This window comes from Klebsiella sp. C239 (assembly GCF_048822715.1).
GTDB lineage: Bacteria > Pseudomonadota > Gammaproteobacteria > Enterobacterales > Enterobacteriaceae > Klebsiella > Klebsiella quasipneumoniae.
Window position 1 is genome coordinate 38,893 of the sequence record NZ_JBMEZK010000003.1, and the last position, 25,445, is coordinate 64,337.

Genomic DNA, 25,445 nt, shown 5'->3' on the forward strand with positions numbered 1-25,445 from the left:
GTGCTATGAGTCAAGGCCTCAACAATGATATCGCGGTCAGCAAAACGCGCCGGGTGGTAAAAAACCTGCGCTGGTGGGTGCTGGTCCTGTTTTTACTTGGCGTCACCGTCAACTACATCACACGCAACTCGCTGGGGATTATCGCCCCGGAACTGAAAGCGACGCTCGGTATCACCACCGAACAATATTCCTGGATCGTCGGCGCGTTTCAGTTGGCTTACACGATTTTCCAACCGCTCTGTGGCTGGCTTATCGACGTCATCGGCCTGAAGCTCGGGTTTATGATCTGCGCCACCCTGTGGGCGCTGGCCTGCATCGCCCACGCCGGGGCCGGCAGCTGGCTGCACCTGGCTATATTGCGCTTCTTTATGGGCGGGGCCGAGGCGGCCGCCACCCCGGCCAACGCCAAGACCATCGGCGAGTGGTTCCCGAAGTCTGAACGGCCAATCGCCGCCGGCTGGGCTGGCGTCGGGTTCTCCATCGGCGCCATGCTCGCCCCGCCGATCATCTACTTCGCCCATGCCTCCTTCGGCTGGCAGGGGGCGTTTATGTTTACCGGCGCGCTGGCCCTGCTGTGGGTGGTGCTGTGGTGGGCCTTCTATCAGAACCCGGAAAAGCACCCCAATCTCAGCAAAAGCGAGCTCGAGTACATCAAGCAGGATAACGAAGCGCCGCCGGTGAAACAGCCCTTCTTTACCGCACTCAAAACCGTCTCGAAGAATAAACGTTTCTACGGGATCGCCATTCCCGCGTTTATGGCCGAGCCCGCCTGGGCGGTGCTGAGCTTCTGGGTACCGCTGTACCTGGCCAAAGAGCACGGCATGGATCTCAAGCAGATTGCCATGTTCGCCTGGCTGCCGTTCCTTGCCGCCGACCTCGGCAGCGTGGTCAGCGGCTACCTCACCCGCCTGTACGTTCGCTGGTTCGGCTGTACGCGAGTCAACTCGGTGATCGCCAGCTCGGTGACCGGCGCGTTTCTGATGATCTCCCTGGCCCTCGTCGCTATCACCCGCGATCCCTATATCACCATCGTCCTGATCTCCATTGGCGGCTTCGGACATCAGATCATCTCCTGCATGCTCAGCGCGCTGGTGGTGGAGTCGTTCGACAAGGGACAAATGGCGACGGTGAACGGTATGCGCGGATCCGCGGCGTGGATCGCCAGCTTCCTGTTCTCGTTATTAATCGGGGTGACCGCCGACAAAATTGGCTTCAACCCGCTGTTCATCGCCATGGGTTTCTTTGACCTGATTGGCGCCGTTTTCCTGGTGGCATTTATTGCTGAACGTCGCGCCAAGCGCGCCTGAGAGTGGATGTAAGATATGAAGACGTTGAAACACTGGAGTTTGCATCAACAGCTGGAGCATCACGTTGAACTGACGGTCGATGGCCAGCACACCCTGTGCCTGTACGTACTGGAAGAGAATCTATTCCGCGTGCTGCTGAAACGCCAGGGCCAGCTGGCGCTGGATCGCACCTGGAGCATCGCTCCGCAGCAGGATGTACCGTGGGAAGGCCGCGCCCGGGATGACCTCAGCGGTTTTAGTCTCCCGGCCTGGCAGCTGACCCAGGAGGACGATACGCTGACCATCGCCACCCGCCAGCTGCGCGTCACCGTCCATCAGCCGCTGTGGCTGGAGTGGAGCTATCGCGACGATGCCGGGGAATGGCAGCAGCTTGCCAACGACCGCCCCACCAGCGCCTATCTGGCCAATGCCCACGGCGACGGCGTCGCCCACTATCTGAGCCGCCGCAAAGACGAGCGTTTCTATGGCCTGGGCGAAAAGGCCGGCGACCTGCAGCGCACCGGTAAGCGTTATGAAATGCGCAACCTTGATGCCATGGGCTACAACGCCGCCAGCACCGACCCGCTGTATAAACATATTCCGTTCACCATCACGCAACGCAGCGACGTTAGCTATGGCCTGTTTTACGACAACCTGAGCAGCTGCTGGCTGGATTTGGGTAACGAAATCGACAACTATCATACCGCCTATCGCCGCTGGCAGGCGGAAGCCGGCGATATCGATTACTACCTGTTCACCGGTAAACAGGTGCTGGATGTGACCAAAGCCTTCGTCCGTCTGACCGGTAAAACCCTGTTCGGGCCCAAATGGAGCCTCGGCTACAGCGGCTCGACCATGCACTATACCGACGCGCCGGATGCGCAAAATCAGCTGATGAACTTCATCCGCCTGTGCGATGAGCACGCTATTCCGTGCGATTCGTTCCAGCTCTCTTCCGGCTATACCTCGATCAACGGCAAGCGCTACGTCTTTAACTGGAACCACGACAAGGTGCCGCAGCCGAAAGTGATGAGCCAGTCGTTCCACGACGCCGGGCTGAAGCTGGCCGCTAATATCAAACCCTGCCTGCTGCAGGACCATCCGCGCTATGGCGAGGTGGCGGAGCGCGGTCTCTTCGTGCGCGATTCGCAAACCGACGCTCCGGAGCGTTCCAGCTTCTGGGACGATGAAGGATCGCATCTCGACTTTACCAATCCGCAAACCGTGGCCTGGTGGCAGGAAGGGGTCACCAGCCAGCTGCTGGAGATGGGCATTGATTCGACCTGGAACGATAATAACGAGTATGAGGTGTGGAACGGCGAAGCGCGCTGCTACGGCTTTGGCCGTGAAATCGCCATCAAGCATATTCGCCCGGTGATGCCGCTGCTGATGATGCGCGCCTCGATGGAGGCCCAGCAGCGCTTTGCGCCGCAAAAGCGCCCGTATCTCATCTCCCGCTCCGGCTGCGCCGGGATGCAGCGCTACGTCCAGACCTGGAGCGGCGATAACCGCACCAACTGGGATACGCTGCGCTATAACATCCGCATGGGGCTGGGCATGAGCCTTTCCGGGCTGTTTAACGTCGGCCACGACGTCGGCGGTTTCTCCGGCGATAAACCTGAGCCGGAGCTGTTCGTGCGCTGGGTACAAAACGGCGTGATGCACCCGCGCTTTACTATTCATTCGTGGAATGACGACCAGACGGTCAACGAAGCCTGGATGTATCCGGCCGTCACCCCGGCCATTCGTTCCGCTATTGAGCTGCGCTACCGCCTGCTGCCCTATTTGTACACCCTGCTGTGGCAGGCGCATGCTGACGACGAGCCGATGCTGCGCCCGACCTTCCTCGATCATCAGCACGACGCGCAGACCTTCGCCGAATGCGATGACTTCCTGCTGGGCCGCGATCTGCTGGTGGCCAGCGTGGTCGAGCCTGGCGCCCGCCAGCGTGAGGTGTGGCTGCCGGATAATCAGGCCGGATGGTACGATTTCTACAGCCACCAGTGGTTCGCCGGCGGCCAGTGGGTCACCCTCGACGCGCCGCTGGAAACGCTGCCGCTGCTGGTGCGCGCCGGGGCCGGACTGCCGCTCAGCGAGCGCATCCGCCATGTTGCTGCGCAACAGGACGATCGCCGCGAACTGCAGCTGTTCCCGCTGAAAGGCGTCGGAACCACTTCGGGTCTACTGTTTGAGGATGACGGCGAAAGCTGGGGCTATAAACAGGGCGATGCGCTGTGGCTGGAGTGGGAAATGGCGTGCGACAGCAGCACTATCAACCTGAAGGTCAACGCCCGCGGCAATTATCGCCCGGCGTGGAAAGCGCTGAAGCTGTCATTACCGGCGGGAGAAAAACGCAAACTGCTGGTGAATGGCGTCGAAGGAACGGAGTGGAGGCTCTGAGCATATGCCGGGCGGCGGCTTACGCCTCGCCCGGCCTGGATTTAATAATGTTCCCGGATGGCGCTACGCTAATCCGGGCTACAAACTGGTGGCCTCAAAACCCCGGTGGCGCTACCGCTTACCGGGGCTACAGCACTGTGCGGTTTGGTAGCCCGGGTAACGGACAGTTTCAGTAACCATGGGTACAAGATAGAGCTCTTAAGCTCACAATGGCACGGACCGTAGGCCGGATAAGGCGCAGCCGCCATCCGGCGCGAAAGTGGCTCTTTACCCGCGGTTATTGCCCGGCGGCGCTACGCTTGCGCGGGCCTACAGATCACATGCCAGGCGTAGCCCGGGTAAGGCGTAGCCGCACCCCGGGTAACGAAGCGGGATTACTCGATACCTTTGCTGCGCAGGTAATCTTCGTAGTTGCCGCTGAAGTCGATCACCCGTTCCGGGGTAATCTCCAGCACGCGGGTGGCCAGCGAGCTGACGAACTCACGGTCGTGGGAGACGAAGATCAGGGTGCCCTGATACATCTCCAGCGCCATGTTCAGCGATTCGATGGATTCCATATCCAGGTGGTTGGTCGGTTCATCCATTATCAGGATGTTTGGCTTCTGCATCATCAGCTTACCAAACAGCATGCGGCCCTTCTCACCACCGGACAATACTTTCGCCGGCTTCTTGATGTCATCCTGGCTAAACAGCAGTCGACCAAGGATACTGCGCACCGCCTGCTCGTCGTCGCCTTCCTGTTTCCACTGGCTCATCCACTCGAAGACCGTCAGGTCGTTTTCGAACTCGTACTCATGATCCTGCGCGTAGTAGCCGAGTTGCGCATTTTCAGACCATTTCACGGTGCCGTTGTCCGGCTGCAGTTCACCCACCAGGGTTTTCAGCATCGTGGATTTACCCACGCCGTTGGCGCCCAGAATGGCAATCTTCTCGCCCACTTCCAGCAGCAGATTGACGTTTTTGAACAGCGGACCGTCTTCAAAGCCTTTGGTGAGGGCTTCCACTTCCAGCGCGTTACGGAACAGTTTCTTATCCTGCTCGAAGCGGATAAACGGGTTCTGACGGCTGGAGGCTTTAACCTCTTCCAGCTTGATTTTGTCAATCTGACGCGCGCGCGAGGTGGCCTGACGCGATTTAGAGGCGTTGGCGCTGAAGCGGCTAACGAAGGACTGCAGGTCAGCAATCTGCGCTTTTTTCTTGGCGTTGTCCGCCAGCAGACGTTCACGCGCCTGGGTGGCCGCCGTCATGTATTCATCGTAGTTGCCCGGATAGACGCGCAGCTCGCCGTAGTCCAGATCCGCCATGTGGGTGCAAACCATGTTCAGGAAGTGACGGTCGTGCGAGATGATAATCATGGTGCTGTCGCGGTCGTTCAGCGTCTGCTCCAGCCAGCGAATGGTGTCGATGTCCAGGTTGTTGGTCGGTTCATCGAGCAGCAGAATGTCCGGGTTAGAGAACAGCGCCTGCGCCAGCAGGACGCGCAGCTTCCAGCCTGGGGCGACTTCGCTCATCGGGCCGTAATGTTGTTCAACCGGAATGCCCACGCCCAGCAGCAGTTCGCCCGCGCGCGCTTCAGCAGAGTAGCCATCCATTTCGCCATATTTCACTTCCAGGTCGGCCACTTTATAGCCATCTTCTTCGCTCATCTCGGCGAGCGAGTAGATGCGATCGCGCTCCTGCTTCACTTCCCACAGCTCGCCGTGGCCCATGATGACCGTATCCAGCACGGTGAACGCTTCAAAGGCGAACTGATCCTGACGCAGCTTACCGATGCGCTCGTTCGGGTCGAGAGAAACGTTGCCCAGCGTCGGTTCGAGATCGCCGCCGAGGATCTTCATAAAGGTCGATTTACCGCTGCCGTTGGCGCCGATCAGACCATAACGGTTGCCGCCGCCAAATTTAACGGAGATATTTTCGAACAGCGGCTTACTGCCAAACTGCATGGTAACGTTGCTGGATACTAGCACGGGGATATCCTGAAAAAAGAGTATGAGGGGTGTGATACAGCAGACATTATGCCAGTAAATGACGCACTTTTCACGGTCTGCGGTAAATTCCGCCGCGGCGCTTGTGCTAAGGTCTTTGTCAGATGCGCCAGAGACCTGCGCGCAAACCGTTATTCTGTACGTGATGATGAGGAGTCCCATGACCACCAGTCAACCGCGACATCCGGCCTTTTTATCCCTGCAGGGCGGCATTAATTTTCGCGACCTGGGCGGCCAGCGCGCCGCCGACGGACGCCGGGTACGCAGCGGCAAGCTGCTACGCTCCGGTGCGCTAAACCGGCTAACGGCAGAGGATCTCGACCACCTGGATACCCTGCCGCTCAGCCGGGTGCTCGACTACCGCGACCCCGGTGAAGTACAGCGCACGCCGGACAAACTGAGCCCGCTCACCCACTATCTCAACGCGCCGGCCAATCCGCCGATCGGCGAGGTCAACGCGAAGGTCACCGAGCTGAATGCCGCCACCCTTAATGCGCTCAACGGCGAGCAGTTTATGCTGCAACTCTATCGCCAGCTGCCGTTTAACAATCCGGCCTATCGCCAGCTCGCCGCATGGCTGACGACCCCTTTCGACGGCGCCTTGCTGCAACACTGCGCGGTCGGTAAAGATCGCACCGGCGTCGGCTGCGCGTTAACCCTGTTCGCCGTCGGATGCGACAGCGAGACGGTGATGGAGGAGTATCTCCTTACCCATGGCATGCTGACGCAGGTGGAGGCCTGGATACTGGAGATGCTCGGCAACGACCTGACGGCCCAGGGGCGCCAGAGCCTGGCGGACATCCTGACGGTGAAAGAGTCCTATCTCGCCGCCGCGCTGTCGGTTATTCAGCAGCGCTATGGCAATGTCGACGCCTGGCTGGCGGAAGAGTACCAACTGACCGCCCCGGTCCGCGCGGCGCTGCAGGCCCGGCTGCTGGAAGACTAACCCTCGTCGCCCCGAATGCCAGGGCGCGGCAGCCGAGGAGACAGGGAAAAAAATGTGATTTCGTACACATCTGATTTACCTGTTCAGCGGAATGCACATATAATGCGCTCCCATCTACTGTCTCAATCATTAACAAAGGCCTGTGTGGCGTTGATTTCGCACACGACATTAAAAACTATGAAATTATCTACACTCTTAGCGGCAGCCTTCGCCATCGTAGGCTTTTGCAATACAGCGTCTGCTGTCACCTATCCTTTGCCAACCGATGGCAGCCGTTTGGTTGGTCAGAACCAGGTCATCACCATTCCGGATGATAACAAGCAGCCGCTGGAATACTTCGCGGCGAAATATCAGATGGGGCTTTCCAACATGCTGGAAGCCAACCCGGGGGTGGATACCTATCTGCCGAAGGGCGGTAGCGTCCTGAACATCCCTCAGCAGCTGATCCTGCCGGATACCGTCCATGAAGGGATCATCATCAACAGCGCCGAAATGCGTCTGTACTACTACCCGAAAGGCACCAACACCGTGATTGTTCTGCCGATCGGTATCGGCCAGTTAGGCAAAGACACGCCAATCAACTGGACCACCAAAGTCGAACGTAAGAAGGCTGGCCCGACCTGGACGCCGACCGCCAAGATGCATGCGGAATACGCTGCCGCCGGCAACCCGCTGCCAGCCGTCGTACCGGCCGGTCCGGATAACCCGATGGGCCTGTACGCGCTGTATATCGGCCGTCTGTACGCCATCCACGGTACCAACGCTAACTTCGGCATCGGCCTGCGCGTGAGCCATGGCTGCGTACGTCTGCGCAACGATGACATCAAATTCCTGTTTGAGAACGTGCCGGTCGGCACCCGCGTGCAGTTTATCGATGAGCCGGTAAAAGCCACCACCGAGCCGGACGGCAGCCGTTACATCGAGGTTCACAACCCGTTGTCGACCACCGAAGCGCAGTTCCAGGGCGGCGAGATCGTGCCGATCACCCTGACTCAGCCGGTACAGGCGATCACCAGCCAGTCTGATGTCGATCAGAACGTGGTCGAGCAGGCTATCCAGAACCGCTCCGGTATGCCGGTGCGTCTGAACTAAGTTCTGCATGACAATAAAAACGGCGGGCCTGATGCCCGCCGTTTTTTTTATCGGTGTTGTGCCGGGCTGCGGCTGACGCCTTGCCTGGCGACTGAACCTGACAACACCCTGGCTCTGCTAAGCGCTGCGCCAACCGGGGCCCCCGGTCTAGCCGTTATTCACCAGAATAATCCCGCCGTGGTCGTAGCGATAGTGGCAGTGGGCGTACTCCAGCGGCGTGCCGTCTTCCAGATAGATAACCTGCTCCACCTCCAGCACCGGATCGGTGGGCTCGCAGTGAAGATGCTGTTTATCCAGTTCATCCGGCTTCATCGCCCGCACCACGCGGTAAGATCCCATCAGCTTCAGCCCCAGCGTCTCCTGGATATAGCGAAACACCGAGCTTTCCAGATGGCTTTTATTGAGCCCCGGCACCAGCCCCACCGGCATGACCGTCAGATCCAGCGACACCGGTTCCCCGTTGAGCAACCGCAGGCGAACAAAGTCATACACCGGGGCATCGGCGTCGATCAGCAGCGAACTCTGCTCCTTGTCAGTGGGAAAACGCACCTCAAAGCGCACCACTTCGCTTTGTATCTCGCCAAGATGCTCCCAGGTTTTGGTGGCGCCGAAATAGTCGCTGCCGGGCAGCTCCCACTGCGACAGCTGAAGGAAATTTTTCCGCACAAAGGTGCCCTGCCCTTTGCGGGTATAGATCAGCCCTTCGACGATTAACTGGCGCATCGCCTGCTGGATGGTCATCCGGCTGGTGCTGAACTCTGCCGCCAGCGCAAACTGGTCAGGTAACGGCGCGCTGGCAGGATACTGCTGGCTGATGATCCGTTTTTTTATTTCCCGCGCGATTTGCAGATACTTCGCCGTCATTCCCCGGTCCTTATACATTCAGTGAGTGGCTGGCGGACAGGATCCACGGCCTGACCGCCAGAACACCATTACATCACGTCGCCATTGCTGTGGATCACCTGCTTCAGCCACGCATAGCTCTTCTTCGGCACCCGCCGCAGATCCTTGAGGTCATGGTTCTCGCGATTGACGTAGACCACGCCGTAGCGCTTACGCATATCGCCCTGCGAGCTGAGGATGTCGATTAATCCCCAGCCGAGATAGCCGATCACCTGCGCCCCATCCTCAAACATGGCCGCTTTCATGGCGTTGATATGGTCGCGATGGTAGGCGATGCGGTAATCGTCGGCAACCGGATGTTCACCGTCCCACGACTCAATCACCCCGATGCCGTTTTCAATCGGGAAAACCGGCAGGCGCCAGTCGTTATAATAGCGGGTGATAATGGTCCGGAAGCCCAGCGGATCGATCTGCCAGTTCCATTCTGTCGCGTTCAGGAACGGGTTATCCTGATTGCCATACAGCATATAGTTGTTGACCGCCGTTCCCGGCGGGATCGCGTCGCTGTTCAGCGTCCGGCTGGCGTAATAGCTGAACGCCAGATAATCGACCTTCACCGTCGCCATCAGCGCGAGATCCTCCGGACGATAGATATCATCGAACCCTTCGGTGGCGACAAAATGCATCACCTCCGGGCTGTAGCCCTCCCCGGCGTAAGCCCGCAGCAGGTTCTGGTTTAAAAACTCGTCCAGCTGCTGGGTGCACAGGATATCGCGTGGTTTGCAGGTCGCCGGATAAACCAGGGCGTGGGCCAGCATCCCGCCCATCAGACACTGCGGCTTCGTCTGATGCAGGTGATCGGTCAGATGGACGTGCGCCATCATCACATGATGCTGGATCAGGTACAGCTCGCGCAGGGTCTTCTCCCCCTCCAGATAGCCGGAAATCAGAAACGCTTCCGGCGAATGGTACAGATTCTGTTCATTAAAGGTGAGCCAGTATTTCACCTTGTCGCCATAGCAGGCGATCATCTTCTGGCCATAGCGAATAAAGGCGTCCATCACCCGGCGGTCGGTAAATCCGTTGTAGCGCTCCGCCAGCGAGAGCGGCATATCGAAGTGGTACAGACAGATCATCGGCTCGATGCCGCGGGCGATCAGTTCATCAATAAACTGATGGTAGAAGGCGATGCCCTCTTCATTGAACTCGCCGTCTCCTTCAGGGCACACCCGGCTCCAGGCGATCTGAAAACGGTAGCAGTTCATGCCCAGATCCTGCATCAGATCGAAATCTTCCCTAAAGCGATGATAGGAGTCGGTCGCCACCTTCCAGTCGGAAGCGAATTCTGCCGGTTGCCGGATATCGTACACCGACATCCCCTTGCCGCCCTCGTTCCACGCTCCCTCCGTCTGCATGCTGGAGACGGAATTACCCCATAAGAAATCTGCCGGTAGTCTGTTGTTCATCCTGCGCCTCGATATATGACTAGTCATTTAAATTTCATGACTAGTCATATATCGAAAAGCGAACGGATGCGCAAAGCCAGGGATCGTTTTCTGTGAGCCGGGCAAAAAAAGATCGCCCCGGAGGGCGATCCTGTCGAACGACGTGGAGGGCGGCAGACTGCTGCGGAAATCAGGCGCAGAGTTTGAAGAGCCAATAGCCGGTGAGGGCCGCCCACAGCAGCATGGGAATGGAGTAGAGATGGAAACGCCACCAGATCCGCCGATCGCCAGCCATGCGCAGGGCGATGATATTGGCCAGCGAGCCCGGCAGCAGACCAAAGCCCCCCACGTTAACCGCCCAGGCGAGCAGGATCGACGGTGGGACATAGTTGAGCAGCAGAATGGTCGAGGGCACATTGCTGATCACCTGCGACAGGCCGATGGCGGTCAGCCACAGTCCACCGCCGGAGAGCGTCCCGACCCCGCTCAGCACCTGGTGCAGCGCCGGAAGCTGGGTCAGCAGATGGACGTCGATAAACATCACCATAAACACCAGCAGCAGCGACCAGTCAACATGGACGATCACCGCCCGGGCCAGCGCCAGAAAGCCCAGCAGCACCAGCGCCAGTCCCCACAGCGCTTGATCCATCTCCAGCGCCGTCAGGAACACCAGATAGAGCCCCAGACAGCTCCAGACGAGCTTAGGCTGCCACGATGGCGCCATATCGCTGCTCTGGTAGGTAAGCCGCTTTGCCGGGAAACAGAACCAGCACAGCGCCAGCAGGGTCAGCATCATTGCCGCCGCCAGGGGCAGCATCTGGCCGATAAACCCAGGGAAAGAGAGACCGGAGCGTCCCCACAGCAAGATGTTCTGCGGGTTGCCGATCGGCGTCAGCAGCGACCCGGCGTTCACCGCCAGCGCTTCGAAAATAATCAGCCGGTTTACCGGGATGGCGCACCACTTCTTCAGGGTCAGGGTCAGGGGCACCACAATAAACAGCGCGACATCGTTGGTGAGGAAGGTGGACAGCAGCGCCGCCGCCAGCACCATAAACATAGCCAGCTGACGCTCGGTGACAAAGCGGCGGGCCATTTTACGCCCCAGCACGTCAAAATAGCCGCTCAGTTCAATCCCCTTGGTCAACAGCATCAGGCCGCTGAGGGTAATGATGGTATGCCAGTCAATGGCCGCCGGCCAGCTTGCCGGGACAAACGGCACCATCACGCTGAGCACGCAGGCGATAATCAGCAGCAGATGGAGAAAACGATCGCGCAGCAGCGACTGGACGAAGGGAAGAGTCATGCTTCCTGAGATCCCTGTGTTTGGGTAAATTTCAGGAACATCGCCAGCGTCTCTTCGCTCACGTGATGCTCCATCCCTTCGGCATCACGACGGGCGATCTCCGGACTGACGCCGATCGCCAGCAGGAAGTTCTCCACGATTTGATGGCGCTCACGGCTCTCCTGGGCCAGCTTCTCACCCTCCGCGGTTAAGAATATGCCGCGCCACGGGATCTGTTCGATAAGGCCGACGCTGGCCAGCCGTTTGAGCATCTTGGCGACGGTGGGCTGCGAGACCCCCAGCCGGGCGGCCATATCCACCTGACGCGCCTCGCCCACCTCGCGGATGAGGTCGGAAATCAGTTCAACATAGTCGTCAATCAGCTCGCGCCGATGCGCTTCCCGCACCTGGCGGAACCCTTCAACGTGCTCTTCAACATTTACTAACTGCGTCACTTTTTTTGTTATTGGCTTACCTGCGCGACGGTTCATTGTGCTTCCTCATTCGTGTGACGCGTCAAGCATCATATAAAAAGATCCACATTGTAATGGATTGCGCCAAGAGCACAAAAATTTAACGTTTTAGCCATAGCTATAAAATATAGCCTGTGCTATATCTGTATATAATGCAAACATCCATCAGGGAGTGATGGAGCGAACAGGCAGGAGGAGAGCAGATGAACGAATTCAAGAGGTGCTTAAACGTGTTCAGCCATTCACCCTTTAAAGTACGCTTAATGCTGCTCGGTATGCTGTGCGAGATGATCAACGGTAAACCGCAGCAGGACAAACCCCATCGCTAAGGCGGCGTCGCGGTACGCCGCTTCATTTTTCCGTCATCATCTGCCGCTAAACTGACCTGTTTATCCCGTTTCCCCCACCTTTTTTCAAGTTTTGTAAGCGTCCTCGCAAAACAATCTGTTATGTCTGGTTGACCTTACCATTTACAAGCCCTATCTTTGCACAGCCCTGCCACATTCGCGGCTCGCAGAGACCCTCTTCACGCACTGTCCAGCAGGTTTTACCCCTTGAAGCCAGGGGATGCGCATGGCCTCTTTTTGATTGTTTACTATGAATGTCACCACCCTGAAAGATACGCTGGTCGCCCGCCGACTGGCACTGAACCCATGGACAGGATTCTACTTTTTGCAATCGCTGTTGATTAACCTGGCGCTGGGCTATGAATTTAGCCTGCTCTATACCGTGGCATTTACCTGCGTGTTACATCTTCTGTGGCGTGCCTTTCCGCGCGTGCAGAAAGGAGTGGTCGGCGCTTATTCTCTGCTGGCGGCCCTCTACTACCCGTTTGGCCAGGCTTACGGCGCGCCCAACTTCAATACCTTGCTGGCGCTGCACGCCACCAACGTGGAAGAGTCCACGGAAATCCTCACCATCTTCCCGTGGTACAACTATCTGCTGGCGGTATTTATCTTCGCGCTGGGGATCATCGCGGTCCGCCGCAGGATCGTCGAGCAGACCCGCTGGGGAAAAATGGAGACCCTGGGCCTGCTGTTCAGCATCGGGATCTTCTTTCTTCAGCCGGTGCAAAATCTCGCCTGGGGCGGTGTATTCAAGGTGATCGATACTGGTTACCCGGCCTTCCGTTTTGTCAAAGACGTGGTGGTGAATAATAACGAGGTGCTGGACGAGCAGGCGCGGATGGCGCAGCTGGCCGGCATGAAAGATAGCTGGCACGTGCTGGCGGTGAAGCCGAAGTACCATCTTTATGTGGTGGTGATCGGTGAAAGCGCCCGCCGCGACGCCCTCGGCGCCTTCGGCGGCCACTGGGACAACACGCCGTTTGCCAGCTCGGTGAACGGGTATCTGTTTAACAACTACGTCGCCGCCAGCGGCTCGACGCAAAAATCCCTCGGCCTGACCCTTAACCGGGTGGTCGATGGCAAACCGCAGTTTCAGGATAACTTTGTCACCCTCGCCAACCGCGCCGGTTTCCAGACCTGGTGGTTCTCCAACCAGGGGCAGATCGGCGAGTACGACACCGCTATCGCCAGTATCGCCAAACGGGCGGATGAAGTGCAGTTCCTGAAAAACGGCGATTTCGAAGCCAATAAAAACACCCAGGACGAGCAGTTACTGAAGCTGACCGAGCAGGTGCTCTCCACCCAGCGCACCCAGCCGCAGCTGATTGTTCTGCATCTGATGGGCTCGCACCCGCAGGCCTGCGACCGGACCAAAGGCAAATATACGGTTTTCGTCCAGTCGAAAGAGACCTCCTGCTATCTCTACAGCATGACGCAAACCGATACCCTGCTGGCTAAGCTCTACAGCCAGTTGCAAAATTCCGGCGACACCTTTTCCCTGACCTACTTTTCCGATCATGGTCTGGCGTTCAAGGAGCGAGGAAAAGAGGTGCAGTATCTGGCGCACGACGATAAGTTCCAGCAGAACTTCCAGGTGCCGTTTATGGTGCTCTCCAGCGATGACAAAGCGCATAAAGTCATTAAGGCGCAGCGCTCGGCAAATGATTTCCTCAGCTTCTTCTCGCAATGGACCGGCATCAAGGCGGCGGAAATCGCCCCGCGCTATCGGTTTATCTCTGAGCAGAAGGCCGGCCCGGTGTATATCACCAACTTCCAGCTGCAGAAGGTGGACTATTCACACCTCGGCAGCGATGAGTTCACCATCAACTAAAACGACGCGGTCAGCGCCGGCCAACCGGCCGGGCTGGCGGTCAGCAGGCAAAAAAAATCCGCCCCAGGAGGCGGATTTTTTATATCACCGGAGTGATTAGAAGCGGTAACCCACGCCAGCGATCCAGGTGCCGACGTCAACGTTACGAATACGAGACTGCTCGTAGGAGAAGTCCAGGGCAACGTTTTCGATCGGGTTGAACTGCAGACCAGCACCGTAGGAGAAACCGTAGTCGCTCATATCGGATTTATTAGGGAAGTTGTTGTTCTGGAATTTACCGTAACCAACACCCACTACGCCGTAGATGCTTGCCCAGTCGTTCAGACGGTAAGCCGGACCAGCGGTGATGCCGTAGTACTGACCTTTGTTGTAAGTACCGTTGCTGTTATTATCCTTTTCGGTGTAGGTGAAGGAACCGATAACGCCCAGCGGGTTGTTATCTTGCTCGTAACGGTATTTCAGGTTGAAACCGCCAGCTTTGTTCGCTTTACCCTGCATGTCGCTCTGCGCGTAACCGCCGGTTACGGTAGAAGTTGCAGCAAATGCAGTAGTACCTACGGATGCAGCCAGAACAACGGCCAGTGCTGAAAGACGTGCAATTTTATTCATAACCACCTCAAATGTGTTTCTAATAAGTCCTAAGCCTTAAATATATCAAAAACTTTTGGGAAACTCTTTGGAGTTTACATTGTCTAACATACTTTTTCATGTAACCAAAAGTTTCCATATTTCTATAACAATATGGAAAACAACAGTTTTTGGCGTTAACTTACAGTTTAACGCTCATTAAGAAATTCGCAAGCATCCAGATTAATCCTAATCACCTGGTGAATTTCTCAGCAATTTTCGCCATTGTACTGTTTTTGCCCCTGTTTTTTTCAACATTAGCTCAACCGCCAGCAGCTAATTCCAGTACACTGGAACTTTTACCCCTTTTGACAAAAATTGACAGGAGAAAGGATGCCCGGTCCATCCCGAAAAGCGGCGGCATGGTTGCCGATAGTGGTGATTTTAATCGCTATGACCTCGATTCAGAGCGGCGCATCGCTCGCCAAATCGCTGTTCCCGGTGGTCGGCGCCCCGGGAGTTACCGCCCTGCGCCTGGCGCTCGGGACGCTGATCCTGGTGGTGGTGTTCAAGCCCTGGCGGCTACGTTTCTCTCCGGCGCAGCGCGTGCCGCTGCTGCTGTACGGCCTGGCGCTCGGGGCGATGAACTATCTGTTTTATTTATCCCTGCAGCGTATTCCGCTCGGCGTGGCGGTGGCCCTCGAGTTTACCGGCCCGCTGGCGGTGGCGCTTTTCGGCTCGCGCCGCCCGCTGGATTTTGTCTGGGTGGCGCTGGCGATCCTCGGGCTGTGGTATCTCCTGCCGCTGGGGCAGAACGTGGCGCAGGTGGATTTAACCGGCGCGCTGTTTGCTCTCGGCGCCGGGGCCTGTTGGGCGGTCTATATTCTGACCGGCCAGCGCGCGGGCGAGGAGCATGGTCCAGCCACGGTGGCGATGGGGTCGCTTATCGCCTCGCTGGTCTTTGTCCCGTTAGGTATGGCGCAAGCCACCGATACGCTGTGGCAATGGTCGCTGCTGCCCCTGGGGCTGGGGATTGCCATTCTCTCCACCGCACTCCCCTACTCTCTGGAGATGATGGCCCTGACGCGCCTGCCGACGCGCACCTTCGGTACGCTGATGAGCCTCGAGCCGGCGCTAGCCGCCCTGTCCGGTATGATCTTCCTTGGCGAAACCCTGAACCTCTCCCAGACCCTGGCGCTGGGCGCCATTATCATCGCCTCAATGGGCGCCACGCTGACCATGCAGCGGCAGAGCAAAATCAAGCAAGTCGATATCAATTAACATTCTGTTACGGCGGCGGCCCGCGCCAGCTGCGGGCCTGCCAGCCTTCGCTAACCTTCTGATTGGACTTGTTTTTTCAAATAGCCAACCACTTTGCGCTATCGGAGTGATATGGCCTGCCGATGCCTCATACTTTAAAACCCTTGCTATACTTAGTCCCGAAGTTACCTGGGACAACGCTCCACATCATTCAGTTTTGAAGTGTGACGAGCATCAATATCAAGAGGATATGAAACGATGAGTACCGCTAAACTGGTTAAATCAAAAGCATCTAATCTGGTCTATACCCGCAACGATGTCGCTGACAGCGAAAAGAAAGCGACCATTGAGCTGTTGAATCGCCAGGTGATCCAGTTCATTGACCTGTCCCTTATCACCAAGCAGGCACACTGGAATATGCGCGGTGCGAACTTTATCGCCGTGCACGAAATGCTGGACGGTTTCCGTACTGCGCTCACTGAGCATCTGGATACCATGGCGGAGCGCGCCGTGCAGCTGGGCGGCGTCGCCCTGGGCACCACTCAGGTGATCAACAGCAAAACCCCGCTGCAGAGCTACCCACTGGATATCCATCATGTTCAGGATCACCTGAAAGCGCTGGCTGACCGCTACGCGGTAGTGGCTAACGATGTGCGCAAAGCGATCGGCGAAGCTAAAGACGAAGATACCGCAGATATCTTCACCGCCGCTTCCCGCGACCTGGATAAATTCCTGTGGTTTATTGAAGCGAATATCGAGTAAGGCTTTGCCGTCGGCCGCAGCGCGGTCGACGGCGCCTTTGCTTTCCCCACCCAGCCCTTGTTGTTTTTCCCTCCTCGGTTTTCCCTCACCCGCTGGCCTTGCACCATTTCAGGGCGTCAAATTGATGAAAATGCGCACAAAAGTAAAACAATTGTAATAATCACCTCACACAATCGTTACGGCGAGATTGTTTTCCCATCAGGGTTTGCGCTAAAAATGGGCTCGTTATTCAGCGACCTCAGGATGCACCAAAATAACGCCCCGTTATGGTGCACTCTTTGCCTGAAACGATCGATATTGTGCAACGGCTACCGCTTCGTTTGTTGAAAAACAACAGCTTGTAAAAGTGGCACGATTTTTTCATTAGGCTAGTCGTTCTCGCAGGGGATCGTCCCGTGGATATAAAAGGAAATGCTATGAAGTCTGTATTTAAAGTTTCACTGGCTGCACTGACCCTGGCTTTTGCGGTTTCTTCCCATGCCGCCAATAAGACCCTGGTTGTCGCCACCGATACGGCGTTCGTCCCGTTCGAATTTAAGCAAGGCGATAAGTATGTGGGTTTTGACGTTGACCTGTGGGCGGCCATCGCCAAAGAGCTGAAGCTCGACTACACCCTGAAGCCAATGGACTTCAGCGGCATTATCCCGGCGCTGCAAACCAAAAATATCGATCTGGCGCTGGCGGGGATCACCATTACCGACGAGCGTAAAAAAGCCATCGACTTCTCTGACGGCTACTACAAGAGCGGCCTGCTGGTGATGGTCAACGCCAATAATAACGACATCAAAGATGTGAAAGATCTGAACGGCAAAGTGGTCGCGGTGAAGAGCGGCACCGGCTCCGTTGACTACGCGAAAGCCAATATCAAAACCAAAGATCTGCGTCAGTTCCCGAACATCGATAACGCCTACATGGAGCTGGGTACCGGCCGCGCGGATGCGGTCCTGCACGATACGCCGAACATCCTCTACTTCATCAAAACCGCGGGCAACGGCAAATTCAAAGCGGTAGGTGAATCACTGGAAGCGCAAAACTACGGTATCGCCTTCCCGAAAGGCAGCGACGAGTTGCGTGAGAAAGTGAACGGTGCGCTGAAAACGCTGCGCGAGAACGGCACCTACAACGAAATTTATAAAAAATGGTTCGGCACTGAACCAAAATAATAAAAACGTACATCGCCGGGCGCAGTCCCGGCGACTTCACAACGGTCTTCCGGCACAGACGTTGCGGGAGACAGTATTTTGGCGGAGGCTTTCCTCTGCTCTCGACACGGTAACAGGAACGTATTATGCAGTTTGACTGGAGTGCCATCTGGCCTGCCATTCCGATTTTGTTGGAAGGCGCCAAAATGACGCTGTGGATTTCCGTCCTCGGCCTGGCCGGCGGCCTGATCATCGGTCTGGTGGCCGGTTTTGCCCGCTGCTTCGGCGGCTGGATCGCCAACCACATCGCGCTGGTGTTTATTGAAATCATTCGCGGCACCCCGATTGTGGTGCAGGTTATGTTCATCTACTTTGCGCTGCCGATGGCCTTTAGCGATCTGCGCATTGACCCCTTCTCCGCGGCGGTAGTGACCATCATGATTAACTCGGGCGCCTATATCGCGGAAATTACCCGCGGCGCGGTGCTCTCCATTCATAAAGGCTTCCGCGAAGCGGGCCTGGCGCTGGGCCTGTCGCGTCGCGAAACCATTCGCCACGTGATCCTGCCGCTGGCGCTGCGCCGCATGCTGCCGCCGCTGGGCAACCAGTGGATCATCAGCATCAAGGACACCTCGCTGTTCATCGTCATCGGCGTCGCCGAACTGACCCGTCAGGGACAGGAGATCATCGCCGGCAACTTCCGCGCGCTGGAAATCTGGAGCGCCGTTGCCGTGATCTACCTGATCATCACCCTGGTCCTGAGCTTTATTCTGCGTCGTCTTGAAAGAAGGATGAAAATCCTGTGATTGAATTTAAAAACGTCTCCAAGCACTTTGGCCCGACCCAGGTGCTGCACGATATCTCTCTGAAAATCAATCAGGGTGAAGTGGTGGTCATTATCGGCCCGTCCGGCTCCGGTAAATCGACGATGCTGCGCTGCATCAATAAACTGGAAGAGATCACCAGCGGCGATCTGATTGTCGATGGCCTGAAGGTCAACGATCCGAAGGTGGACGAACGTCTGATTCGTCAGGAAGCCGGGATGGTGTTCCAGCAGTTTTACCTGTTCCCGCACCTCACGGCGCTGGAAAACGTGATGTTTGGCCCGCTGCGGGTACGCGGCGCCAGCAAGCAGGCGGCGGAGAAGCTGGCGAAAGATCTGCTGGCGAAAGTCGGTCTGGCAGAGCGCGCGCATCACTATCCGTCTGAACTCTCCGGCGGCCAGCAGCAGCGTGTGGCCATCGCCCGCGCGCTGGCGGTGAAGCCGAAGATGATGCTGTTTGATGAGCCCACCTCCGCGCTCGACCCGGAACTGCGTCATGAAGTGCTCAAGGTGATGCAGGATCTGGCGGAAGAGGGCATGACGATGGTGATTGTGACCCACGAAATCGGCTTTGCCGAAAAAGTGGCCTCGCGACTGATCTTTATCGACAAGGGACGAATTGCCGAAGACGGCAACCCACAGGAGCTGGTGAACAACCCGCCAAGCCCGCGTCTGCGGGAATTCCTGCAGCACGTCGCCTGACCCACAACGGCTCTCTCCGTCGCGGAGAGAGCCGCTTTCCAGATTCCTCTTCCCTCCCCTTCCGCCATCGGCTTCTATACTTACCCGTTTACGTTGCAACGGAGGTGCCCATGCCGTGGATCCTGCTTTTGCTCGCTGCGCTGTTTACTCCCCCGCTTTCCGCCGCCGCCCTGCCCGGCGTGCCGACCGCTAATGCCGATAAAACCAGCGCCAGCGAACCCGATGTAGAACAGAAAAGAGCGGCCTATGCCGCGCTGGCCGACGTGCTGGCCAACGACTCCGCCCGCCAGGAGCTCATTGACCAGCTGCGTAAAGCGGCCGCAACGCCGCCGCCCGACAGCACCCCGACGCTGACGCCGCCGGCGGTGAAAGAAGAGACCACGGTGCTGGAGAACGTCACGCAGATCAGCCGGGAATATGGCGATGAGTTCTCATCGCGCTTCTCCCAGCTGTGGCGCAATATTACCGGCTCGCCGCATAAGCCCTTTAATCCGCAAACCTTTACCAGCGCCGCCTGGCATTTTTTACTGCTGGCCGGGCTGGTGTTTGCCTTCTGGTGGCTGGTACGCCTCGCGGCGCTGCCGCTGTATCGTAAAATGGGCGAATGGGGACGGCATAAAAACCGCGATCGCGGAAACTGGCTCCAGCTGCCGTTGACCATCGCCGGGGCGTTTATCATCGATCTGCTGCTGCTGGCGCTGACCCTGTTTATCGGTCAGCTGTTGAGCGATCGCCTGAATGGCGACAACCCTACTATCGCCTTCCAGCAGAGCCTTTTCCTCAACGCCTTCGCGCTGATCGAATTCTTTAAAGCCATCCTGCGGCTCATTTTCTGCCCGCGCATCCCGGCGCTCAGGCCCTTTAACCTCAGCGACGAGGCCGCCTCCTACTGGAGCCTGCGCCTGAGCGCCCTCAGCAGCCTGATCGGCTACGGCCTGATCGTCGCGGTGCCGATTATCTCCAACCAGGTGAATGTTCAGGTCGGCGCGCTGGCTAACGTCGTCATCATGCTGTGCATTACGCTGTGGGCGCTGTATCTGATTTTCCATAACAAAGCGGTGATTACGCAGGGGCTGATCCATCTGGCTGACCGCTCGCTCTCCTTCTTTAGCCTGTTTATCCGCGCCTTCGCCCTGATCTGGCACTGGCTGGCCTGCGCCTACTTTGTGGTGCTCTTTTTCTTTTCCCTGTTCGACCCAGGCAACAGCCTGAAATTTATGATGGGCGCCACCCTGCGCAGCCTGGCGATCATCGGCGGCGCGGCGCTGGTGTCCGGCATTCTGTCGCGCTGGATAGCCAAAACCATCACCCTCTCCCCTGCCACTCAGCGCAACTATCCTGAGCTGCAAAAGCGGTTGAACGGCTGGATCTCCGCGTCGCTGAAGGCAGCGCGTATTCTCACCGTCTGCGTCGCCATCATGCTGCTCCTGAGCGCCTGGGGGCTGTTTGACTTCCGCGAATGGCTGCACAACGATGCCGGGCAAAAAACGGTGGATGTGCTGATCCGTATCGCCCTTATCCTCTTCTTCTCCGCTATCGGCTGGACGGTGCTGGCCAGCCTGATCGAAAACCGACTGGCCTCGGATATCCATGGCCGCCCGCTGCCCAGCGCGCGGGCCAGGACGCTGCTGACGCTGTTTCGCAACGCGCTGGCGGTGGTGATCAGCACCATCACGGTGATGATTTTGCTCTCGGAGATTGGGGTCAATATCGCGCCGCTGCTGGCCGGCGCCGGGGCGTTGGGGCTGGCCATCTCGTTTGGCGCGCAAACCCTGGTCAAAGACATTATCACCGGTATTTTTATCCAGTTTGAGAACGGGATGAATACCGGCGATCTGGTCACCATCGGTCCCTTGACCGGCACGGTGGAACGGATGTCGATTCGCTCAGTGGGGGTGCGCCAGGATACCGGCGCTTATCACATTATCCCCTGGTCCTCGATCACCACCTTTGCCAACTTCGTGCGCGGCATTGGCTCGGTGGTGGCCAACTATGACGTCGACCGCCATGAGGATCTGGAAAAAGCCAGTCAGGCGCTGAAGGCGGCGGTGGACGATCTGCTGGCCCAGGAGGAGATCCGCGGCCTGATCATTGGCGAACCGTCGTTCGCCGGGCTGGTGGGGCTGAGCAATACCGCCTTTACGCTGCGCGTCAGCTTCACCACCCTGCCGCTGAAGCAGTGGACGGTGCGTTTTGCCCTCGACACCCAGGTGAAAAAGCACTTCGACCGCGCCGGGGTTCGCGCCCCGGTACAAACCTGGCAGCAGCTGCCGATGCCGGGCGCCGACAGCCCGGCCGCGGAGTAGTTAGAACGGACGGCGGCGTTTGGCGTCGTCCATAAAGCTCCAGGCGATAAAGCGGCTCTGCTTTTGCCCCTGGGCCATCTCTTTTTTCACCACTTTCACTGCCCCGACCTCGGTCAGCAGGCGGTAGAGCGGCGGCAGATTGTCGCCGCGCGACACCAGCGAGGTAAACCATTTCACCTGGCGGGCGAAGGCCTGACTTTCGCGGATCATCTGCGAGATAAAGGCCACTTCGCCCCCTTCGCACCACAGCTCCTGCTGCTGACCGCCAAAGTTAAGCCCGCTGTCGGCGCCGAGTCCGAGATTGCGGCGCTTGCGCTCACCGCCCGCCCGGGCGCTCTCTGCGGAGTCATGGAACGGCGGATTACACAGCGTGGCGTCATAGGTCTCGTTTTTGTGGATCACGCCGTGGAAGATAGCCTGGCTCTCTTTTTGCCGACGCAGACGGATCTGCCGGGTCAATCCCGGGTTGCCATTGACAATCGCCTGCGCGCTGGCGAAGGCTTCCGGGCTGATTTCGCTGCCGGTAAAGCGCCAGCCGTACTCGTGAACGCCGATCAGGGGATAAATGAGGTTGGCGCCGGTGCCAATATCGAGGATCGTGGCTTGCTTCGGCACTTCGCCGCTGTCCCCGGCCAGCAGATCCGCCAGATGATGAATATAATCGGCCCGCCCGGGCACCGGCGGACAGAGAAAACCATCAGGAATGTCCCAGTGTTTGACCGCGTAGAAATGCGCCAGCAGCGCTTTATTCAACGCCTTTACCGCCTGCGGATTGGCAAAATCAATGGTCTGCTCACCCAGCGGATTGAGCGTAATGTATCCCTGCAGGTCAGGATGCGCCTGGCAGAGCGCGGGCAGGTCGTAGCGTTGATGGTGGCGGTTACGCGGGTGTAACCCCGGTTTCTGGGCTTTCATGACAATCTCCTTTGAACAGCCGCGTAAGATACCCGTTGACGGCCGCTCGGTAAATAAGGGAGTCTGGATATCTCCTTTATCCGTGACAGGTGCAGCATGTACTTTTATCAACCTTCGCAGGGCCACGGCCTGCCGCATGACCCGCTCAACGCAATAATCGGGCCTCGCCCGATAGGCTGGATCGCCTCGCAGGACGCCGAGGGCCAGCGTAATCTGGCGCCATACAGCTTTTTTAACTGTTTTAACTATCGCCCGCCGATCATTGGTTTCGCCAGCAGCGGCTGGAAAGACAGCGTGCGAAATATCGTCGAAACGAAGGAGTTCGTCTGGAACCTGGCGACGCGCCCGCTGGCCGCCGCGATGAACGAAACCTCCGCCTCGATCCCGCACCATGAGGATGAATTCGTGCGCGCCGGACTCACCGCCGCCGCCAGCCGCCTGGTCAAGGCCCCCCGGGTGGCGGAGAGCCCGGTGAACTTTGAGTGCCGCCTGTCGCAATGTATTCAGCTCACCACCGCCGACGGCAACCTTGTCGATACATGGCTGGTGCTCGGCGAAGTGGTCGCCGTGCATATCGATGAATCACTGCTGGAGAACGGCATCTATCAAACCGCCCGCGCTCAGCCGATCCTGCGTGCCGGGGGGCCGAGCGCCTATTACAGTATTGATGACAGCCTGCGTTTTGACATGATCCGCCCGGATGCCCGCTAAATAATATCCCTGGCGCGGGGACCGCTACCCTGCGCCGGTTGCGGGCGAAACGCCTTGTTTTTGCATAAAAAATTCCCTACCGCGCGGGCTGGAAAGGCCTACACTTAAGCTATGTCCCATGCTGTTTATGAGGATATGCTGATGAAAATCACCTCGCTGCTGTTTGCCGCTGCGCTTGCCGCTCATGCCGACGCGGCCTCTTCCCTGCCGCCGCCCCCCGTACTGCCCTATGACGGGCCGCTGCGTCCTGTCGGCACCGTCTCCGCCTCCGGCGCCCGCACCCTTGACGACCTGGTGGCCGCCCTCGCGGATAAGGCCCTCCGTCGTGGGGCGATAGCCTGGCGGGTCAATGCCGCCAGCAGCGGTAACCGGCTGTACGGTTCAGCTATAATTTATCAATAACCCTTTTTTACAGGAGGCAGACAATGGCATCAGGTTGGGCAGGCGACGGCGCCGTACAGGATCAGATCGACAGCACCATTGACGATGCGGTGGCTCGCGCCCGCCGCGAGCTTCCGCACGGCGAAAGCAACAAATTTTGTGATGAATGCGGAGAGCCGATTCCAGAGGCGCGCCGACAGGCGATACCCGGGGTGAGATACTGCGTGAAGTGCCAGCAGGAGAAAGATTTACATAACAATACATTTTCAGGATATAATCGCCGTGGTTCCAAGGATAGCCAGCTACGCTGACTTTCCTTTACCGTTCATGACAGCCTTTCGCATTATCTTTTCGCGCACACTTTTTGGCGATAAATGTCGCAATATGTGCCCTTAAGCGTGCCGGTCCCCCTCGCTCCGCCATCAGACGAAAAGAATGAGAAATAATTTATTAATAATCAGTAAATTATTAATCATTCAAAAAATTAGATGAAGACTGTGAATTTCCTTCGATTTTATCTCCCGCAAAAAAGCGTGATACTTATCACATCGACGGAACATCGTCCCCTGAACAGAACAACCTGCGAGAGATTAACTATGAAAAACATCAAATATGCTGCCGCTGCCATCGCTCTGACCGCCCTTTCCTTCGGCGCCTTTGCCGCCGAGCCGGTTACCCCCGCTCAGGCTGAAAGCATGAATAAGATCGGCGTGGTGTCTGCGCAAGGCGCAACCACGTTAGATGGTCTGGAAGCGAAACTGGCTGCTAAAGCCGAAGCCGCTGGCGCAACCGGCTATAGCATCACTTCCGCTAACACCAACAACAAACTGAGCGGTACCGCGGTTATCTATAAATAATCGCAGCTCAACCTTGTAAGCCACTGAATTAACCCTGAAAAGACCTTTAATACCCTTGCCTTGCCCGTCCGAGCCACCGGACGGGCTTTTTTTTATTCTGCCGAGCCAATCACCAGCAGTCGTTGACGCGGCTGAGCCCCTGCTCCAGGGTTGAGACCTCCCCGCAGGCCAGCAGACAGCAGGCCAGCTGGATCTTCAGCGAGTGGGGTACCGGTTCGACGCCGGCGACGCAGCGTTCGATCCAGCGCGCGGTCACTTCGGGATCTTTCGAGGCCGGCAGAATGACTTCCTCCGCCGCTGCCTCGGTCTGACGGTCGCACAGCGCCCGCACGCCCTGGTCATCGATCAGGCTGATCTGCGGGCAGCGCTGCGGGTTGGCATACACTTCGCCTTCGGTACCGTGCATCAGCAACGCGCGGCCACCGGTCTCGCGAAAGAAGCCCGCCACCCTGGGAACATATTCCGGATGCGATACGCTGGAGAGACGTAACGCCTCCCCTTCGCCAAACGGCGTGGCCAGTTTGGCCAACGTATGGGCGCTGTTGCGCACGCCCATCCGCCAGCGCATCGCCAGCTGTTTCTCCAGCGGCGGGCAGAAGGCCCCCACCGGGATATATACCGGTTCATGCCCCTCCAGCTGCGCCTGAGCCTGGCCGGCATGCCGGGTAGCCGGAATGTCCAGCAGGGTAAAAATGGTCTCGGTCAGCACCCGGGTCGGATCGTGACTGACGCCGTGAACCACGACCGGAAACCCCAGCTTGTGCAGGAGCATCGCCAGCAGAGGCGTCAGGTTCGCCTGCTTGCGCGCGCCGTTGTAGCTGGGGATAACGATCGGCATCGGCTTGCCTGCCGGCGGGGTCAGGCGCAGAGTATGCTGCTGCATCGCGGCGTAAAAGCCTTTCATCTCCGCTTCGCCTTCGCCTTTGATGCGCAGGGCGATTAATATTCCCCCCAGCTCCAGCTCCGGCACCTCGCCGTTCAGCATCCGCGCGTAGAGCGCACGGGCGGTCTCTTCATCCAGGTCGCGGGCATGATTCTTACCGCGGCCCACCTCTTTTATAATTTTGCTGTACTCCATGGCTCCCCCTG

23 protein-coding genes and 1 pseudogene are annotated in these 25,445 nt (G+C 57.9%); 16 read left to right on the top strand and 8 right to left on the bottom strand.

All coding sequences use genetic code 11. From position 1 onward, the window contains the following. Positions 1-5: 5 nt before the first annotated feature. Positions 6-1,307, top strand: coding sequence for an MFS transporter (locus tag ACOI6Z_RS09065; protein ID WP_004886240.1), 1,302 nt, complete (start codon positions 6-8; stop codon positions 1,305-1,307). A 15-nt stretch (positions 1,308-1,322) separates the two neighbouring features. Beyond that, a complete protein-coding gene (locus tag ACOI6Z_RS09070) occupies positions 1,323-3,686 on the top strand; it encodes a glycoside hydrolase family 31 protein (RefSeq protein ID WP_065812168.1) in 2,364 nt (787 codons plus the stop codon). Positions 3,687-4,060: 374 nt separating this feature from the next. Here the strand turns inward: ACOI6Z_RS09070 and ACOI6Z_RS09075 are convergent, their stop codons facing one another. Beyond that, on the bottom strand, positions 4,061-5,653 hold the full coding sequence (locus tag ACOI6Z_RS09075) for an ABC-F family ATPase (RefSeq protein ID WP_023288955.1): 1,593 nt from the start codon (positions 5,651-5,653) through the stop codon (positions 4,061-4,063). A 48-nt stretch (positions 5,654-5,701) separates the two neighbouring features. On the opposite strand from ACOI6Z_RS09075, the pseudogene ACOI6Z_RS09080 reads away from it, so the two are divergent. Beyond that, positions 5,702-6,617: pseudogene (locus ACOI6Z_RS09080) on the top strand (tyrosine-protein phosphatase). A 177-nt stretch (positions 6,618-6,794) separates the two neighbouring features. After that, entirely contained in the window at positions 6,795-7,709 is a 915-nt protein-coding gene (ldtB, locus tag ACOI6Z_RS09085; RefSeq protein ID WP_032428696.1) for a L,D-transpeptidase, read from the top strand. Between the two features lie 147 nt (positions 7,710-7,856). Here the strand turns inward: ldtB and ACOI6Z_RS09090 are convergent, their stop codons facing one another. From ACOI6Z_RS09090 to mntR, 4 genes are all read right to left on the bottom strand, one after another. Next, the gene (locus ACOI6Z_RS09090) at positions 7,857-8,573 is read right to left on the bottom strand and encodes a GntR family transcriptional regulator (RefSeq protein ID WP_065812170.1); all 717 of its coding nucleotides are present in this window, start codon (positions 8,571-8,573) and stop codon (positions 7,857-7,859) included. A 68-nt stretch (positions 8,574-8,641) separates the two neighbouring features. Next, entirely contained in the window at positions 8,642-10,018 is a 1,377-nt protein-coding gene (locus ACOI6Z_RS09095; RefSeq protein ID WP_065812171.1) for a glycoside hydrolase family 1 protein, read from the bottom strand. 169 nt (positions 10,019-10,187) lie between these two features. After that, complete coding sequence (locus ACOI6Z_RS09100; protein WP_032455222.1) at positions 10,188-11,300, bottom strand: anion transporter; 1,113 nt, start codon at positions 11,298-11,300, stop codon at positions 10,188-10,190. Next, the gene (gene mntR, locus ACOI6Z_RS09105; RefSeq protein WP_004886216.1) at positions 11,297-11,770 is read right to left on the bottom strand and encodes a manganese-binding transcriptional regulator MntR; all 474 of its coding nucleotides are present in this window, start codon (positions 11,768-11,770) and stop codon (positions 11,297-11,299) included. Before mntR ends, ACOI6Z_RS09100 begins: the two co-directional genes overlap by 4 nt. A 185-nt stretch (positions 11,771-11,955) precedes the next feature. Between mntR and mntS the strand changes: the two genes are divergently transcribed. Both mntS and ACOI6Z_RS09115 read left to right on the top strand, forming a co-directional pair. After that, complete coding sequence (gene mntS, locus ACOI6Z_RS09110; protein ID WP_023288948.1) at positions 11,956-12,081, top strand: manganase accumulation protein MntS; 126 nt, start codon at positions 11,956-11,958, stop codon at positions 12,079-12,081. 268 nt (positions 12,082-12,349) lie between these two features. Next, positions 12,350-13,930 carry a phosphoethanolamine transferase gene (locus ACOI6Z_RS09115; protein WP_023288947.1) on the top strand — a complete coding sequence of 527 codons (1,581 nt, stop codon included), beginning with the start codon at positions 12,350-12,352 and terminating at the stop codon, positions 13,928-13,930. A gap of 96 nt (positions 13,931-14,026) precedes the next feature. Here the strand turns inward: ACOI6Z_RS09115 and ompX are convergent, their stop codons facing one another. Next, positions 14,027-14,539, bottom strand: coding sequence for an outer membrane protein OmpX (ompX, locus tag ACOI6Z_RS09120; RefSeq protein ID WP_004886207.1), 513 nt, complete (start codon positions 14,537-14,539; stop codon positions 14,027-14,029). Between the two features lie 351 nt (positions 14,540-14,890). Here ompX and rhtA point away from each other — a divergent pair, with 351 nt between their 5' ends. The 6 genes from rhtA (at position 14,891) to ybiO (ending at position 21,492) form a co-directional block, all read left to right on the top strand. Continuing rightward, a complete protein-coding gene (gene rhtA / locus ACOI6Z_RS09125) occupies positions 14,891-15,778 on the top strand; it encodes a threonine/homoserine exporter RhtA (protein ID WP_023288946.1) in 888 nt (295 codons plus the stop codon). 237 nt (positions 15,779-16,015) lie between these two features. After that, positions 16,016-16,519, top strand: a complete 504-nt coding sequence (gene dps / locus ACOI6Z_RS09130; protein ID WP_004886200.1) for a DNA starvation/stationary phase protection protein Dps — start codon at positions 16,016-16,018, stop codon at positions 16,517-16,519. Between the two features lie 416 nt (positions 16,520-16,935). Then, entirely contained in the window at positions 16,936-17,682 is a 747-nt protein-coding gene (glnH, locus tag ACOI6Z_RS09135; protein WP_004886198.1) for a glutamine ABC transporter substrate-binding protein GlnH, read from the top strand. A gap of 125 nt (positions 17,683-17,807) precedes the next feature. After that, the gene (gene glnP / locus ACOI6Z_RS09140; RefSeq protein ID WP_002895837.1) at positions 17,808-18,467 is read left to right on the top strand and encodes a glutamine ABC transporter permease GlnP; all 660 of its coding nucleotides are present in this window, start codon (positions 17,808-17,810) and stop codon (positions 18,465-18,467) included. Next, on the top strand, positions 18,464-19,186 hold the full coding sequence (gene glnQ, locus ACOI6Z_RS09145; protein WP_004212183.1) for a glutamine ABC transporter ATP-binding protein GlnQ: 723 nt from the start codon (positions 18,464-18,466) through the stop codon (positions 19,184-19,186). The genes glnP and glnQ overlap by 4 nt, the downstream gene beginning before the upstream one ends. Positions 19,187-19,296: 110 nt before the next feature. After that, positions 19,297-21,492, top strand: a complete 2,196-nt coding sequence (ybiO, locus tag ACOI6Z_RS09150; RefSeq protein WP_065812172.1) for a mechanosensitive channel protein — start codon at positions 19,297-19,299, stop codon at positions 21,490-21,492. Here the strand turns inward: ybiO and rlmF are convergent, their stop codons facing one another. Next, on the bottom strand, positions 21,493-22,407 hold the full coding sequence (rlmF, locus tag ACOI6Z_RS09155; protein ID WP_044521825.1) for a 23S rRNA (adenine(1618)-N(6))-methyltransferase RlmF: 915 nt from the start codon (positions 22,405-22,407) through the stop codon (positions 21,493-21,495). Between the two features lie 96 nt (positions 22,408-22,503). Between rlmF and ACOI6Z_RS09160 the strand changes: the two genes are divergently transcribed. The 4 genes from ACOI6Z_RS09160 to ybiJ all read left to right on the top strand — a co-directional run bounded on the left by ACOI6Z_RS09160 (position 22,504) and on the right by ybiJ (position 24,356). Beyond that, positions 22,504-23,118: a flavin reductase family protein gene (locus tag ACOI6Z_RS09160; protein ID WP_023288943.1), complete on the top strand. Its 615-nt coding sequence runs from the start codon at positions 22,504-22,506 to the stop codon at positions 23,116-23,118. Between the two features lie 141 nt (positions 23,119-23,259). Next, complete coding sequence (locus ACOI6Z_RS09165) at positions 23,260-23,520, top strand: DUF1471 domain-containing protein (RefSeq protein WP_065812214.1); 261 nt, start codon at positions 23,260-23,262, stop codon at positions 23,518-23,520. Between the two features lie 23 nt (positions 23,521-23,543). Then, the gene (locus ACOI6Z_RS09170; RefSeq protein ID WP_023288941.1) at positions 23,544-23,810 is read left to right on the top strand and encodes a DksA/TraR family C4-type zinc finger protein; all 267 of its coding nucleotides are present in this window, start codon (positions 23,544-23,546) and stop codon (positions 23,808-23,810) included. A gap of 285 nt (positions 23,811-24,095) precedes the next feature. Continuing rightward, positions 24,096-24,356, top strand: coding sequence for a DUF1471 family protein YbiJ (gene ybiJ, locus ACOI6Z_RS09175; RefSeq protein WP_004176772.1), 261 nt, complete (start codon positions 24,096-24,098; stop codon positions 24,354-24,356). Between the two features lie 109 nt (positions 24,357-24,465). Here the strand turns inward: ybiJ and ybiB are convergent, their stop codons facing one another. Then, complete coding sequence (gene ybiB / locus ACOI6Z_RS09180) at positions 24,466-25,434, bottom strand: DNA-binding protein YbiB (protein WP_048334492.1); 969 nt, start codon at positions 25,432-25,434, stop codon at positions 24,466-24,468. Between the last annotated feature and the right edge of the window lie 11 nt (positions 25,435-25,445).